Annotated in this window: 15 protein-coding genes; 9 read left to right on the plus strand and 6 right to left on the minus strand. The window is 68.3% G+C overall.

Translation table 11 applies throughout. The annotated features are described in order from the left end of the window. Positions 1-8 precede the first annotated feature (8 nt). Positions 9-3482, minus strand: a complete 3474-nt coding sequence (mfd, locus tag AC07OD_RS02185; RefSeq protein ID WP_494594873.1) for a transcription-repair coupling factor — start codon at positions 3480-3482, stop codon at positions 9-11. A 96-nt stretch (positions 3483-3578) separates the two neighbouring features. Between mfd and AC07OD_RS02190 the strand changes: the two genes are divergently transcribed. Further along, complete coding sequence (locus AC07OD_RS02190; protein ID WP_494594875.1) at positions 3579-4484, plus strand: IspD/TarI family cytidylyltransferase; 906 nt, start codon at positions 3579-3581, stop codon at positions 4482-4484. A gap of 61 nt (positions 4485-4545) precedes the next feature. Then, positions 4546-5025 carry a 2-C-methyl-D-erythritol 2,4-cyclodiphosphate synthase gene (ispF, locus tag AC07OD_RS02195; protein ID WP_218294211.1) on the plus strand — a complete coding sequence of 160 codons (480 nt, stop codon included), beginning with the start codon at positions 4546-4548 and terminating at the stop codon, positions 5023-5025. A gap of 37 nt (positions 5026-5062) precedes the next feature. Here the strand turns inward: ispF and AC07OD_RS02200 are convergent, their stop codons facing one another. Continuing rightward, on the minus strand, positions 5063-6100 hold the full coding sequence (locus tag AC07OD_RS02200) for a LacI family DNA-binding transcriptional regulator (protein ID WP_494594877.1): 1038 nt from the start codon (positions 6098-6100) through the stop codon (positions 5063-5065). 374 nt (positions 6101-6474) lie between these two features. Between AC07OD_RS02200 and AC07OD_RS02205 the strand changes: the two genes are divergently transcribed. Together AC07OD_RS02205 and AC07OD_RS02210 are read left to right on the plus strand one after the other, a co-directional pair. Further along, a complete protein-coding gene (locus tag AC07OD_RS02205; protein WP_494594879.1) occupies positions 6475-7236 on the plus strand; it encodes a nitroreductase in 762 nt (253 codons plus the stop codon). 22 nt (positions 7237-7258) lie between these two features. Further along, positions 7259-8947 (plus strand): acyl-CoA synthetase, encoded by a 1689-nt coding sequence (locus AC07OD_RS02210; protein ID WP_494594881.1) that lies wholly within the window; start codon positions 7259-7261, stop codon positions 8945-8947. 4 nt (positions 8948-8951) lie between these two features. Here the strand turns inward: AC07OD_RS02210 and AC07OD_RS02215 are convergent, their stop codons facing one another. The 4 genes from AC07OD_RS02215 to AC07OD_RS02230 all read right to left on the minus strand — a co-directional run bounded on the left by AC07OD_RS02215 (position 8952) and on the right by AC07OD_RS02230 (position 12066). After that, complete coding sequence (locus tag AC07OD_RS02215; RefSeq protein WP_494594883.1) at positions 8952-9638, minus strand: Crp/Fnr family transcriptional regulator; 687 nt, start codon at positions 9636-9638, stop codon at positions 8952-8954. A gap of 73 nt (positions 9639-9711) precedes the next feature. After that, positions 9712-10470, minus strand: coding sequence for a Crp/Fnr family transcriptional regulator (locus AC07OD_RS02220; RefSeq protein WP_494594885.1), 759 nt, complete (start codon positions 10468-10470; stop codon positions 9712-9714). A 38-nt stretch (positions 10471-10508) separates the two neighbouring features. Then, complete coding sequence (locus AC07OD_RS02225) at positions 10509-11342, minus strand: amidohydrolase family protein (protein WP_492806380.1); 834 nt, start codon at positions 11340-11342, stop codon at positions 10509-10511. Continuing rightward, positions 11335-12066 (minus strand): NAD(P)H-dependent oxidoreductase, encoded by a 732-nt coding sequence (locus AC07OD_RS02230; protein ID WP_494594887.1) that lies wholly within the window; start codon positions 12064-12066, stop codon positions 11335-11337. Before AC07OD_RS02230 ends, AC07OD_RS02225 begins: the two co-directional genes overlap by 8 nt. Positions 12067-12216: 150 nt before the next feature. Between AC07OD_RS02230 and AC07OD_RS02235 the strand changes: the two genes are divergently transcribed. From AC07OD_RS02235 to AC07OD_RS02255, 5 genes are all read left to right on the plus strand, one after another. Then, positions 12217-12990 (plus strand): enoyl-CoA hydratase/isomerase family protein, encoded by a 774-nt coding sequence (locus AC07OD_RS02235; protein WP_218294219.1) that lies wholly within the window; start codon positions 12217-12219, stop codon positions 12988-12990. A gap of 15 nt (positions 12991-13005) precedes the next feature. Beyond that, positions 13006-13686, plus strand: coding sequence for a glutathione S-transferase N-terminal domain-containing protein (locus AC07OD_RS02240; protein ID WP_494594889.1), 681 nt, complete (start codon positions 13006-13008; stop codon positions 13684-13686). A 6-nt stretch (positions 13687-13692) separates the two neighbouring features. Then, on the plus strand, positions 13693-14319 hold the full coding sequence (locus AC07OD_RS02245) for a DsbA family protein (protein ID WP_494594891.1): 627 nt from the start codon (positions 13693-13695) through the stop codon (positions 14317-14319). Between the two features lie 230 nt (positions 14320-14549). Further along, the gene (locus AC07OD_RS02250; protein ID WP_255591405.1) at positions 14550-14681 is read left to right on the plus strand and encodes a hypothetical protein; all 132 of its coding nucleotides are present in this window, start codon (positions 14550-14552) and stop codon (positions 14679-14681) included. Next, a complete protein-coding gene (locus AC07OD_RS02255; protein ID WP_218294223.1) occupies positions 14675-14818 on the plus strand; it encodes a hypothetical protein in 144 nt (47 codons plus the stop codon). The genes AC07OD_RS02250 and AC07OD_RS02255 overlap by 7 nt, the downstream gene beginning before the upstream one ends. Positions 14819-15040 lie beyond the last annotated feature (222 nt).

The following is a 15040-nucleotide window of genomic DNA, read 5'->3' on the forward strand; positions in this document are numbered from 1 at the left end:
TGCACGCGCTAGGCCACCACCGGCTGCCCCAGCGAGCGCAGGATGTCCCGCACCATCTGCGCGCGGTCCTTGGGGTCCTTCAGCTCGCGCTCGATGCGCAGCTTCTCGTTGCCCGCCAGCTTGATGTGCTTGTTCTTCTGGATCAGCTCGATGATGCGCATCGGGTCGATGGGCGGCTGGGGCTTGAAGGTGATGTGGATCACACCCGGGGCGGCATCGACCTTCACCACGCCGTAGGGCTGGCTCAGCACGCGCAGGCGGTGCACGTCGATCAGGGTCTGGGCCTGCGGCGGCAGCTTGCCGAAGCGGTCCACGATCTCTTCGAGCAGGCCGTCGATCTGGTCGGGGTTCTTGGCGGTGGCCAGCTTCTTGTAGAACGACAGGCGCAGGTGCACGTCGCCGCAGTAGTCGTCGGGCAGCAGGGCGGGGGCGTGCAGGTTGATGTCGGTGGTCACGCTCAGCGGGCTGAGCAGGTCCGGCTCCTTGCCGGCCTTGAGCGCCTTGACGGCTTCGTTCAGCATCTCGTTGTACAGCTGGAAACCCACCTCCAGCATGTTGCCGCTCTGGTTCTCGCCCAGCACCTCGCCCGCGCCGCGGATCTCCAGGTCGTGCATGGCCAGGTAGAAGCCGCTGCCCAGTTCCTCCATCTGCTGGATGGCGTCCAGGCGCTGCGCGGCGTGCTTGGTCAGGCCCTCGGTGTCGGGCACCATGAGGTAGGCATACGCCTGGTGGTGGCTGCGGCCCACGCGGCCGCGCAGCTGGTGCAGCTGCGCCAGGCCGAACTTGTCGGCGCGGCTCATGATGATGGTGTTGGCCGTGGGGACGTCGATCCCGGTCTCGATGATGGTCGAGCACAAGAGGATGTTGTAGCGCTGGGCCACGAAGTCGCGCATCACGCGTTCGAGCTCGCGCTCGGGCATCTGGCCGTGGGCCACGGCGATGCGGGCTTCGGGCAGTATCTCTTCGAGCTTCTGGCGGCGGTTCTCGATGGTCTCCACCTCGTTGTGCAGGAAGTAGACCTGCCCGCCGCGCTTCAATTCGCGCAGCACCGCCTCGCGGATCACGCCCGTGCCCTCGTTGCGCACAAAGGTCTTGATCGCCAGGCGCCGCTGCGGCGCGGTGGCGATGACCGACAGGTCGCGCAGGCCTTCGAGCGCCATGCCCAGCGTGCGCGGTATGGGTGTGGCCGTCAGCGTCAGCACGTCCACCTCGGCGCGCAGGGCCTTCATCTGCTCCTTGTGGCGCACGCCGAAGCGGTGCTCCTCGTCGATGATCAGGAGGCCCAGGTTGTGGAACTTGGTGGACTCAGACAGCAGCTTGTGCGTGCCCACCACGATGTCCACCGTGCCGTCGCCGATGCCCTTGATAGCCGCAGTAATCTCCTTGCCTGAGCGAAAGCGCGACACCTCGGCCACCTTCACCGGCCATTTGCTGAAGCGGTCCACCAGCGTCTGGTAGTGCTGCTCGGCCAGCAGCGTGGTGGGCGCGAGGAAGGCCACCTGCTTGCCGCCCGTGACGGCCACGAAGGCTGCGCGCAGGGCCACCTCGGTCTTGCCGAAGCCCACGTCGCCGCAGACCAGGCGGTCCATGGGGCGGGGGCTGATCATGTCCTGGATCACCGCGTGGATGGCGGCGTTCTGGTCGGCCGTCTCCTCGAAGCCGAAGTCGTTGGCAAAGGTCTCGTAGTCCTGCGGGCTGTAGCGGAAGGCATGGCCCTCGCGCGCGGCGCGGCGGGCGTAGATGTTGAGCAGCTCGGCCGCGCTGTCGCGCACCTGCTCGGCGGCCTTGCGCTTGGCCTTTTCCCATTGGCCGCTGCCTAGCTTGTGCAGCGGCGCCTCGTCGGCACTCACGCCGGTGTAGCGGCTGATCAGCTGCAGCTGGCTCACGGGGACGTAGAGCACGGCCTTGTCGGCGTATTCGAGGTGCAGGAACTCCTGCATGGCGGGCGTGCCGTCGGAGTTCTTGTTGCCCACGTCCATGTTCACCAGGCCGCGGTAGCGCCCGATGCCGTGCGCGCTGTGCACCACGGGGTCGCCCACGTTGAGCTCGGCCAGGTCCTTGATCAGCGCCTCGACGTCGCTCACCTGCTCCTGCTTCTTGCGCCGGCGCGTGGTGGGGCCGGCGGCAAACAGCTCGGTCTCGGTGACGAAGTCGATGCCGTCCTCGACCCAGCTGAAGCCCACCGTGAGGCCGGCGGTGGCGATGCCGACCTTTTCGTCGGCCGTGCCCTGGAACTCGGCCAGCGAGTCGAAGGCCGGCGGGTTCACACCGCTGGCGCGCAGAAAGTCGAGCAGGCTCTCCCGCCGGCCGGCGCTCTCGGCCAGCAGCAGCACGCGGTGCTGGGTGTTGCGGATATGCGCGTGCAGCCGGGCCAGCGGGTCCTCGGCCCCGCGCACCACCGACAGGTCGCCGAGCTTGTGGAAGTGCGGGTTGTCATCCACGTCCTCCACGCCGGGGCGGATGGACAGCTGCGCATGCTCCTTGGCGCGCGTGTAGAACTGGTCGGCCGAGAGGAACAGCTCCTCGGGCGGCAGCACCGGGCGCTCGGGATCGCCCTGCACCAGTCGGAAGCGGTCTTTCGTGTCCTGCCAGAAGCGCTGGAAGGCGGGCTCCAGGTCGCCGTGCAGCACCACGGTGGCTTCTGACCCGAGGTAGTCGAACACCGTCGCTGTTTCATCGAAGAACAGCGGCAGGTAGTACTCGATGCCGGCCGTGGCCACGCCCGCGCCCATGTCCTTGTAGATGCGGCTCTTGGTCGGGTCGCCCTCGAGCATCTCGCGCCAGCGGCTGCGGAACTTGGCGCGCGCCTCATCGTCCATGGGGAACTCGCGGCCGGGCAGCAGGCGCACCTCGGGCACGGGGTACAGGCTGCGCTGGCTGTCGGGGTCGAAGGTGCGGATGCTGTCGATCTCATCGTCGAACAGGTCCACCCGGTACGGCACCAGCGAGCCCATGGGGAACAGGTCGATCAGCCCGCCGCGCACCGCGTACTCGCCCGGGCTCACCACCTGCGAGACGTGGCTGTAGCCCGCCAGCGTGAGCTGGGCCTTGAACTTTGCCTCGTCGAGCTTTTGCTTGACCTTGAAATGGAAGGTGTAGCCGGCCAGGAAGGACGGAGGGGCAAGGCGGTACAGCGCCGTGGTGGCGGGCACCAGCACCACGTCGGCCCCGGTGTCCTTGTCCTTCTGGCTGATGCGCCAGAGGGTGGCCAGCCGCTCGCTGATCAGGTCCTGGTGCGGCGAGAAGGTGTCGTAGGGCAGCGTCTCCCAGTCCGGGAAGAGCGCGCAGCGCAGCGTGGGCGCGAAGAACGCCATTTCCTCGATGAGGCGCTGCGCATCGGTGGCATCGGCCGTGACGATGGCGGTGGTGCGGCCGGCGGCCTTGTCGCGCTCGGCCAGGCGGGCCAGCAGCAGCGAATCGGCGCTGCCCACGGGGCGGGGCAGGGTGAAGCGTTTTCCGGGGGAGAGTTTGGGCAGTTCCATGCGCGCTGTGTCGTCTGGGCCCACGGCATCCCCTGGCGCACAAAACGCACGCAGGCCGCACGGGTGGGCAACCGGAGATTCTAGAATGGGCGGGCCATGACTGCTGTGCTGTTGCCAACACCCCTCGTTCCCTTGTCCGCCCACGGACGTTTCTGGGCGCTGGTGCCCTGCGCGGGAACGGGGTCGCGCGCCGTGGCGGCCCCGCCTGCGGCAATGGTGCCGGCCCCGGGCCTGTCTGCCGGGTCCACGCTGGGGGTCTTTTCCGCGTCCGAGGCGGCGGCACCACCCGTCGCTGCGTTGCCCAAGCAATACCACCTGGTGGCGGGGCATCCCATGGTGCTGCACACGCTGGCGGCCTTTGCCGGGGTGGGCCGGCTGCTGGGCACGCTGGTGGCCATGGCGCCGGGCGACCGTTTCCTGGATGCGCATGCGCACCCGGCGTACTTCGCGGTCGAATGCGGCGGCCCCACGCGCGCCGATACGGTGCTGGGCGGCCTGCGGGCGCTGCTCGCGCGGGGCGCGCAGCGGGATGACTGGGTGCTGGTGCACGATGCGGCGCGCTGCCTGGTCACCACGGCGCAGATCGACCACCTGATCGATGTGTGCGCGCAGGACAGCGTGGGCGGCCTGCTCGCACACCAGCTGGCCGACACGCTCAAGACCTCGATCGACGGCCCCGGGGGCGTGCGCGTGGCCTCCACCGTGGACCGCAGCAACAAGTGGCTGGCGCAGACGCCGCAGATGTTCCGCATAGGCCCCCTGATGGACGCGCTCGACAAGGTGGGATCGAACGTGACCGACGAGGCCAGCGCCATGGAAGCCATGGGCCTGCACCCGCGCCTGGTGCCCGGCGGCGCGCAGAACTTCAAGGTCACCTACCCCGACGATTTCGCGCTGGCCGAGGCCGTGCTGGCGCAGCGCGGCCACGGCACCACGCTGGCCCGCTTTGGTGGCGAACGCGGGCAGGGGGCGACCGAGACGGGGCGCAAGACGATTTTCTGAGCCTGCCCGCGCAAGGGCAGGACGACCATGAGCCCCTGGCGGGCAGAAGGCGAACGAACGGATGAACTTCAGGATTGGAGAAGGCTGGGATGTGCACGCACTGGTGCCCGGGCGGCCGCTGGTGATTGGCGGGGTGACCATCGAGCACACCCTGGGCCTGCTGGGCCATTCCGATGCCGACGTGCTGCTGCACGCCATTACCGATGCGATCCTGGGGGCCGCGGGCCTGGGGGACATCGGCCGCCATTTTCCCGATACCGATGCGCAGTTCCGGGGCGCCGATTCGGCCGTGCTGCTGGCCGAGGCCGCGCGCCGCGTGCGCGCCGCGGGCTACGCCATCGGCAATGTGGACAGCACGGTGGTGGCCCAGGCGCCTCGCCTGGCGGCCCACATTCCCGGCATGTGCCAGTGCATTGCGAAGGCCCTGGGGGTCGACCCCGGCCAGGTCAACGTGAAAGCCAAGACCGCCGAGCGCCTGGGGCCCGTGGGGCAAGGCCTGGCGATGGAGGCACGGGCCACCGCCCTGATTTTCAAGGCCTGACACTCTGCGGCGGCAGCGCGTCCTGGGGCGCGCTTCGTCAGGCGCTTTCGCGCCCGATGATCGCGAAGCCGATGTCCACCACCGGTTCGGCCACGGGGCGGCCCTCGGCGCGGTCGGCGATCAGTCGGGCAGCCGTCTGGCCCATGCGCGTGCCGTCGATGCGCACGGTGGAGAGGCTGGGGCTCACGGTCTGCGCGAAATCGATGTCGCCAAAACCCATCACGGCCAGTTGTTCCGGCACGGACATGCCGCGCACGCGGGCTTCGGTCAGCACGCCCAGGGCCAGCATGTCGGAGCTGCAGAACACGGCGTCGATGTCGGGGTGCCCGGCGAGCAGCGCGGCCAGGCCGTCGCGCCCATCGGCATGCGTGGTGGGTGACTTGCCCAGACGCACGGCAGGCGCGCGCAGGCCCAGGCGCTCGGCAGCGGATTCGAAGCCCCGTGCGCGGCGTGCGGCGCGCTCGTCGCCGCCACTGAGCAGTGCCAGGCGGCGCCGGCCTCTGGAGTACAGATGCTCGCACACGGCAGCGCCCAGCTGTTCGTGCCGCAGCCCCACCAGCATGTCGATGGGCGTGGAGGTGAAATCCCAGGTCTCCACGGTGGGGATGCCCGATGCCATGAGCATGCGGCGCCCTTCGGGCGAATGCATGATGCCGGTGACCACGATGCCGTCCGGGCGCCGGCCGACGATGGCGCGGAGCAGCTCGTCCTCGCGCGAGTGTGCATAGCCGACCTGGCCCACCATCACCTGGAACCCTCGCAGCTCCAGCGCATCGGTGAGCGCCTGCACCATCTCGCCGAACAGCGGCCCCGTGAGCGTGGGCACCAGCGCGGTGACCACATGGCTGCGCGCCGATCGCAGTCCCCCGGCGACCAGGTTGGGCACGTAGCCCATGCTGGAGACGGCCTCCTGTACGCGCACCCGCGTCGCCTCCGACACCTGGTGCGGTGTGTTGATGGCGCGCGAGACGGTGATCATCGAGACCCCGGCCCGCTCGGCCACCTCGCGCAGCGTGACCGAAGGACGGTCGCGGGTGGCGGGCGCAAGGGAGGGGGAGGGCGGGGAGGCTGGCATGCGGGGAAGTCTATAAGAACCTGCTCAGTCTCCTTGGGGAGTCGCACAAGTGCTTTGCCGGGATGGAATGCCAGGCGCGGTGCGCAGCCGACGGCCCGTGTTATCGGCAAGCGCCGCAACGCCGCAGACCGCCCGGCAAGGCTGTTGCCCTTCTGTTTGGAGTGAAATCGGGCGATTGGACGCCCAGGCTGCCTGCATGGACATGAGCCCACGCGGCGCACCCGACGCGCCCACTCATCCCGATTGCCCTCCGATGCGACCTCCAAAAAGAGACTGAGCCGGTTCTGAGACCCGTCGCGGCGGATGGCAGGCGGAGGCGGCCAAATGTCATTGCATCGACAGTCACGGACGGCGTCCATGCCTAGCATGCCGCCATGACCTGTTCGCCCCCATGCACATCCCCAGCCGCGCCAGCGGCAAGCCGGGTTTCCGCCGCCCCCACCTCCCTACCAGAGCTGCGGCAGGCGGTGGACTGGGCCATCGTCTCGCGGCGCAGCATCCGCGCATTCCTGCCCACGCCGGTCTCCCTCGAAGAGGTGCATTCCATCCTCGACGTGGCGCGCCATGCGGCCTCGGGCATGAACACGCAGCCCTGGCGCGTGCACGTGCTCACGGGGGCCGCGAAGGAGCGGCTGAGCACCGCCATCGCCGCCGTGGACAACGATGAGGATGAGGCTGCGACCCTCACCGAGCCGTACCACTACTACCCGCTCGAATGGGTATCGCCCTATGTCAACCGGCGCCGCAAGGTGGGATGGGACCTGTATGGCCTGCTCGGCATCGCCCGGGGCGACAAGGCGCGCATGCACGCCCAGCACGGCCGCAACTACCGCTTCTTCGATGCGCCCGTGGGGCTGATCTTCACGGTGAACCGGGTGATGCAGGCCGGCAGCCTGATGGACTACGGCATGTTCCTGCAGAGCGTGATGGTGGCGGCCCGCGCGCGCGGGCTCGACACCTGCCCGCAGGTGGCGTTCACCAAATTCCACCAGGTCATTGCCGCCGAGCTGGGCATCCCCGATACCGAGATGGTGGTCTGCGGCATGAGCCTGGGCCACGCCGACCCGGCGGGCATCGAGAACACGCTGGTGACGGAGCGCGAGAGCGTCGAGTCGTTCACCACCTACCACCCATGAACGCGCAAAACAGGAGACCAGCATGAGCCAAGCAGCCCACCACAGCCCCTACCAGCACGGCCTGGAACGCACCCCCGCCAACCACCTGCCGCTCACGCCGCTGGGCTTTCTGGACCGCAGCGCGCAGGTGCATCCCGAAGGCATCGCCGTGGTACATGGCGGCACCACGCAGACCTGGGCGCAGACGCGCGAGCGCGCCTACCGCCTGGCCAGCGCACTGGCACAACGCGGCGTGCAGCGCGGCGACACCGTGGCCATCCTGGCGCCCAACACGCCCGCGATGCTGGAGGCGCACCTGGGCATCCCCCTGTGCGGTGCGGTCATCAACGCCGTCAACTGCCGGCTCGACGCCGAGGCCATCCGCTTCATCCTGCGCCACGGCGAGGCGCGCGTGCTGCTGGTGGACAGCGAATTTTCGGCGCTCGCGGCCAGGGCCGTCGAGGGCCTGGCGCAGCAGCCGCTGGTGATCACCATCCACGATGCGGGCCTGCCCGCGCAGCCGGCCCTGGGCGGGCTCGACTACGAAGCCCTGCTGGCCGAAGGCGACCCGGCCTTCGAAGGCCTGTGGCCCGAGGACGAGTGGGACCCGATCGCACTGAACTACACCTCGGGCACCACCGGCGACCCCAAGGGCGTGGTGCCCAGCCACCGCGGGGCCTACCTCATGAGCCTGTTGCAAATGACCGACTGGGCGATGCCGCGCCGCCCGGTGTATCTGTGGACGCTGCCCATGTTCCACGCCAACGGCTGGTGCTTCACCTGGGCCGTCACGGCCGCGGCGGGCACGCATGTGTGCCTGCGCAAGGTCACGGCCAAGGCCATCTTCGAGGCCATTGCCGAGCACGGTGTGGACCATTTCTGTGCCGCGCCCACCGTGCTGGCCATGCTGGCGAATGCACCGGCGCACGAGCGCATCGCGCTGCCGCGCCCGGTGCGCGTGCTCACGGCGGGCTCGCCGCCGCCCGCCGCCATCCTGCAGGCCATCGCCGCGATGGGCTTCGATGTGGACCATGTGTACGGCATCACCGAAGTCTCGGGCACGCCAGTGAGCTGCGTGCGCCAGCCCGGGTGGGCGGCCCTGCCCGAAGCCGGGCGTGCCCGGCTGCAGGCGCGCCAGGGCGTGCGCGCCGCGGCGCTGGAGCACCTGCGCGTGCTCGACCCCGACACGCTGGAGCCCGTGCCGGCCGATGGCGTGACGGCTGGCGAAATCATGCTGCGCGGCAATACTGTGATGAAGGGCTACCTCAAGAACCCCGGCGCCACGGCCAAGGCCTTTGCCGGCGGCTGGTTCCACACCGGCGACATCGCGGTGCTACACCCCGACGGCTATGTGCAGATCACCGACCGCTCCAAGGACGTGATCATCTCGGGCGGCGAGAACATCTCCTCGGTGGAGGTGGAAGACGTGCTGCACCGCCACCCCGCCGTGCTGCTGGCCGCCGTGGTGGCCCAGCCCGACGAACGCTGGGGCGAGGTGCCCTGCGCCTTCGTGGAGCTCAAGCCCGATGCCGCAGGCAGCGTCAGTGCCGAGGAGCTGATCGAGTTCTGCCGCAGCCATCTGGCGCGCTTCAAGTGCCCGCGCCAGGTCGTGTTCGAGGTCTTGCCCAAGACTGCCACCGGCAAGATCCAGAAGTTCCGCCTGCGCGAGATCGCGGGCAGCCGCGAGGCCATCACCAAGCTGGCACAGATTCAGGCAGAGCCCGCAGGCTGAGCATTCAGCCTTCTCGTGCGATGGCCTGCAGCACCTGCAGGTCGATCACCTCGATGGAGCCATAGCCCAGGCGGATCGCACCCCGGTCCTGCAGTTCCTGCAGCGCCCGGTTGGCCACCTGGCGCGACACGCCCGACAGGCGCCCCAGCTCCTCCTGCGACAGCGTGATGCGCCGCGCGGTGTTGGGGAACAGCGCATCGTTGAACAAGCCTGACAGGCTGTAGGCCACCTGCGCCGTGGTGTCGCCCAGCCGGTCGGTCTGCACCTGCGCCACGTAGTGCGCCAGGCGCGCGTTGAGCTGCCCGATCAGCCACAGCGCAAAAGGGTGGCTCTCTTGCAGCAGCCGCAGGAACTCGCTGCGCGGCAGCAGGGCCACCACGCTGTCGGTCAGCGCCGTCACGGCATAGGGCCGGGGCTCGTCCTTGAGCACCGAGCCCTCGCCAAACCAGGCGCCCGAGGGCACGCCCGCGAAAGTGCTGGTGCGGCCTTCGGCGGTGATGTTGTCCAGCTTGAGCATGCCTTCCATCACCCCGGCCCAATGCGTGGTGGGCGTGCCCTTCGAGAACACCGCGCCGCCCGCAGGGTAGCTGCGCACCGTGATCGCCCGGCGCACGCGCGCGGCCTCCTCGGCGGTGAGGGCGGACATCCAGGGCGACTGGGCAAGGAAGAGGTCGAGGGGGTCTGCGGTCATGGTGGCGTGGAAACAGGCACCGCCGGATTCTGCGGGAGATCACGCTCCGCGCCAATGGGGCCGGCCCGAAGGTTCAGGCAATGCCCGTCACATGGTCGCGCAGCAGCGGCACATGCACGATCAGCGAGCCCTTGTTGGGCTCGATGCGCACGATGCCCCGGGGCTTGAACACGCTGAGCGCCACGTTCACCCGCTGGCGCGAGAGCCCGCAGATCAGGGCCAGTTCCTGCTGCGAGATCAGCAGCTCCTGCACCGCCTCGCCCTGGCTGTCGGCCAGCATCAGAAGGGCCCGGGCCACCCGCGTCTCGGGCCCGCGCAGGCGCGATGCCTCCAGCATGCCCACGAACACCCCCATGCGCGCGTTCATGATGTCGCAGATCACATGGTTGAACGCGATGGACGACTGGCGCAGCGTCTCGAAGGTCTCCACCGGCACCAGGCACAGGTGGGCCGGCGTGAGCGAGCGCAGGTCGTACTGGCGCAGTTCTTTCTTGAGCAGCGAGCCCTCGCCGCCCCATTCGCCCTCGCGCAAACAATACAGCGTGGTTTCGGCACCGTCCGACGCCACCACGTACATCTGCAGGAAGCCGCGCACCAGCCCGTACCAGTGGGTGCAGGGTTGCCCCCGGTGGGCCACCAGCTCGCCGGGGACGGTGATCCGCTCGCTCGCGGTGCGCAGGACCACGGCTTGCAACTCGGGCGACAGCACGCAGTACCAGGCCGACGACTCCAGGAAGTCCACCATGCCGGTGCCTGCGGGGGCATGTGCTGCCCCTTTCCCGCGTGAGGGCACGGGCGTTTCAAGCGGGCTCGATGGGATGCGAGAAGGCATGGCTTGAGTCCCTGGGTGGTCAGAGCTTGCAGTATCGGTCAGGGGGATAGCTTGAACGCGCGGCGCGCGTTGCCCGCCAGGTACAAGGCACTCGTCTCTGCGTCCAGGCCCAGGGCATCGAGCCCAGCCAGGCATTCTGCCGGTGTGAGCATGGGGTAGTTGGTGCCGAACAGCACCTTGTGCCGGCCCGGGCCGCGCAGGTAGGCGACCAGTTCTGGCGGGAAGCGCGAGGCCTTGTAGGCCGATGTGTCCACATAGACGTTGGGATGCTTCATCATCAGCGAGACCATCTCGTTCACCCATGGGAAACCGATGTGTCCGCCCACGATGCGCAGATCCGGGAATTCATGTGCCACGTGGTCCAGGTACGGCATCGGCCGGCCCGGCTCGGAAGGGCGCATGGGGCCTGCATGCCCGACCTGCAGGCAGAAGGTGACGTCCAGTTCCACGCATTCGGCATACAGTGGGTAGTAGCGGCGATCGTCGGGCGGCAGGCCCCAGAGCCAGGGCAGCACACGCACGCCCTTGAAGCCGAACTGCCGCACGCAGCGGCGCAGTTCGCGCACGGCGTCCATGGGCCGGTGGAGATCGACCGAGGCGATGCCCACCACCTGGCCGGGATGCGCCTGCGTGGCCGCTGCCACCTCGTCGTTGGTGATCATCGGCCCGGCAGGCCCCCACCAGGCGCTGGCCAGGACGCGCTGGACGCCCTGGGCGCGGAAGGTCGCCAGCGCTTCATCGTGCGTGATGCCGGGGTTTTCCTGCGCCAGGGAGCGCCAGTGGGTGGGCCAGCGGCGCAATGAATCGAACATGGAGTCCAGCAGGTAAGGCCGGTTCGGCAATTGCATCCAGGCATCGATGATTTCAGGCATTGGTGGTGCTCCCCGGCGTGGTGCTGGTTGGGTTGAAATGGTCGTCGAAGCCTTGCAGGCTGGGCATGGGCAGTACAGGCCGGGTGCCCAGGGCCTGGAGTTCGTTCCACAGGCGCATGAGCATGCCGGCCCGCGTGGCATCGTCCACATAAGGCACGTGGTGCGCAAAGAAGGGTTCGTAGACGGAGAACCCCGCATACCCCAGCGTGCCCTGCAGCAGGTGGCGCATCATTCCAGTGAGCTCGCCGTGCAGGGCGCCGGTGCCGAACATGTGCTCGCGCCCGCCCAGGGCGGCCACCACCAGCGCATGTTTGCCCACCATGCCACCCCGGTCGTACACCCGCCGTCCCCCGTAGAACACGCCGGACAGGAACACCCGGTCTATCCAGCCCTTCATCTGCGCCGGCACCGAGAACCAGAACACCGGGAAGACGAGCACCAGCAGGTCTGCGTCTACCACTGCCCGGACCTCGTTCTCGATCTCGGGGGCGAGGCTGCCGTGCTCCCACGCGTGCCGCTGCTCCAGCGGGTACACCAGGTGTCCGGGGCTTGCCCGTTCGCCGAAATCCGTGGCACTGGCCACGGCGCCAAAGCCCGCCGCATGCAGGTCGGTCGCGCTGGTTTGCCAGCCTGCGTTGGCCAATGCCGCCTGGGTGGTGTCGCGCATGGCCGCGACGAAAGAACGAGGTTCGGGGTGGGTATAGACGATGTGGGCACGCGGCATGGGGCTCGCTTTCAGGCTGGGTTCGTTGGCAGGTTTGTAGCCCGGAACCGCCGCGTGCGTTGTCGTTGCAAAGACAACATGGCCGAGCCCTTGTGGCTAGCATGAAGCTGGCAATCAGCAAGCTTTTGCAGACCCACGAAGGAGACACCCATGGCATGGCATATCGAGGCGGTGGACGGCTGCGCCGTCGTCCGCATGAACACCAACAAGGTCAACGTGCAGAACGCGCTTTTTTTTGCCGACCTGCACGATGCCTTCGACCGGCTCGAACGCGAGTTCGGTGAACTGCCGGTGGTGCTCACGGGGCAGGGCGACGCGTTCTCGGCCGGGATCGATTTCGACTACAGCTTCGGCATCTTCGGCAGCGGGAGCAAGGATGCCGTCCGCGAGTGGTACAAGGCCTACCGCGAGACCAATCTGCGGATCTTCGAGTACTCCCGGCCCACGGTAGCGGCGGTCAACGGCCATGCCATCGCGGGCGGGCTGATCACGGCGCTGGACTGCGACTTCCGCGTGGCGGCGCGCAAACCCGCCAAGTTCGGCCTGAACGAAGTGCCCATCGGCATCCCCATGCCGGCGGCCTACGTGGAGATCATCAAATACGCCCTGGGCGACCAGGTGGGCGCGCTCGCCACGCTGCGCGGCAAGCTCTACACACTGGAAGAGGCCGAGCGACTGGGTTTCTTCCACGAGGTGGTGGAGCCCGAGCAACTGCTGGCCACGGCCATCGGCTATGCGAAGTGCATCACGCCCGACTGCAACACCGCCTACGCGATGTCCAAGAAGGCGCTGCACGACAGCGTGATGCGCCAGATCGAGGAGCGCACCGTGGCCCTGGACGACTACCTGCCTGCCGGCATGGGCGACGCGGGCAACCGCCGTGCGCAGGACCGCCGCCGGCAAGAGATCATGCGCAAGCGTTGAAGCACAGGGGTATCCATGATCGACCTCTACAGCTGGCCCGCACCCAACGGGCACAAGGTGCACATCCTGGTGGAGGAGCTAGGCGTTCCCTACCGCCTGGTGCCCATCAATATCACCCAGGGCGACCAGCACCAGCCGGCCTACCGTGCCATCAACCCCAATGGCAAGATCCCGGCCATCGTCGACCATGCCCCGGCCGATGGGGGCGGGCCCTTCACGGTGTTCGAGACCGGCGCCATCCTGCTGTACCTGGCGGACAAGGCGCAGCGCTTCGTGCCCGCCGAACTGCGTGCACGAAGCGATGTGCTGCAGTGGCTTTTCTGGCAGGTGGGCGGGCTCGGGCCGATGATGGGGCAGGCGCAGCATTTCTTTCGCTATGCGCCAGAGCCGATTCCCTACGGCATCGGGCGCTACCAGAACGAGACGCGGCGGCTGCTCAAGGTACTCGATGAGCGGCTCGAAGGCCGCGAGTACATTGGCGGCGCCTATTCCATCGCCGACATCGCCTGTTTTCCGTGGGTGCGCATCCACAAGATGACGGGCGTTGCGCTGGACGATTTTCCGCGCTTGCAGGCCTGGTATGGCCGTGTGCGCAGCCGGCCCGCCGTGGGGCGAGCGATGGACCTGTTGCGCGGGAGCTGGGTGGATGTGACCACGTCCAGCGACGCCAGGCACAACCTCTTCGAGCGCGGGTAACCGGGCATGCCGGACCACAGCAGCACGGCAGGCGTGGATGCCTTCATCGATCTGCGCAGCCCGTACTCGTACCTGGCGCTGCGGCAGGCGCGCGATCTGGAGCAGCGCAGCGGGCTGCGCTTCGACTGGTGGCCATACATCACGGACTTTCAATCGGCTTATGGCGGCGAGGTGAGCGAGCGCTCCCCGCGCGACGTGGCCAAGCTCAAGTACCTGTACATGGACTGCCGGCGCCTGGCTCAGCCGCAAGGCCTCACCATCCGCGCCACCACCAAGCTGTGGGACGCGACACTGGCCAGCCAGGCCCTGCTGTTCGCGCGGTCGCGGCAAAGGCTGTGGGAGTTCTGCGATCCGCTGCTGGCCGCGTTCTGGCGCCGCGAGTTCGACCTCGAGTCACCCGAGCAGGTGGAGTCGGCCCTGGTGGGTGCTGGGCTCAGCGCGGGCGACTGGCGCGGCTACCTGCAGCAATGCGCACAGAGTGACTTTGCGATGGCTGTGGGCAGGGCCGAAGCGCTGGGCGTGTTTGGCGCGCCATCGTTCGTCTGCCAGGGCGAGCTGTTCTGGGGCGGCGACCGCATGGAGTTGCTGGCACGGCGCCTGGAGGCCTTGCGCAACAGTGCAGATGCCAGTTGACGTGCGGCGAAACCAGCCAGAGGACGGGGTGGTGCGGTATGTGCAAGCAGGTGTGAGGGTGGTGGGGCTGGCCCGGCCCATGGTGCCAGAATGACCCATTGCCCAAGCACTACCGGAAAGCCCCATGCCCCGCTGGAATGCCCTGTTGATGAAGGCTGTGCTGGCCGCCACCGCTCTCGGGCTGGTACATGCTGCGCTACCTGGGCCGCTGCACGGGCGCGGACCGGTGGGTGTTGCTGAGTAGCGTGGCCGGCGTCGAGGCCGAGAGCGCCGGCGGTGCCAACGTGCAGGGCGTGTACCTGGTAGCCACCGGGGCCGATGGCTACCAGCCCTGGTGTCGCTGGACAACCAGCGCGTGCTGATCGCCTGTCGGCTGGACGGCCAGCCACTGGCACGCGGTATGGCGCGGCTGGTGGTAGCGGGCGATGGCAAGGCCGGCCGCCCGGTCTCGGCGCTCGAAACCATCGAGGTGTTTGCGGCCGCGCCTGCGGTGCGGTAGCCGAGAAGGGGTCACGCCGTCGGCACAACGGTCTCGTACCCGGCGTCCTCCGGGCATCGACGGGGCCGTTCGGGCCGGCTCCGGTTAGCCCACACCCTTCCGCAATTTCCCAAGATGTCGCATAACAAAGGGTTTTCCCTATGGCCTATGGAAATGTTAACGTTAACATTCATGCGTTGCTGCCGTTTAGGCATGGTCTGAAGCGAGTTTTCAAGTCGCTTT

The sequence above is a fragment of the Acidovorax sp. GW821-FHT10E03 genome (genome assembly GCF_059415205.1).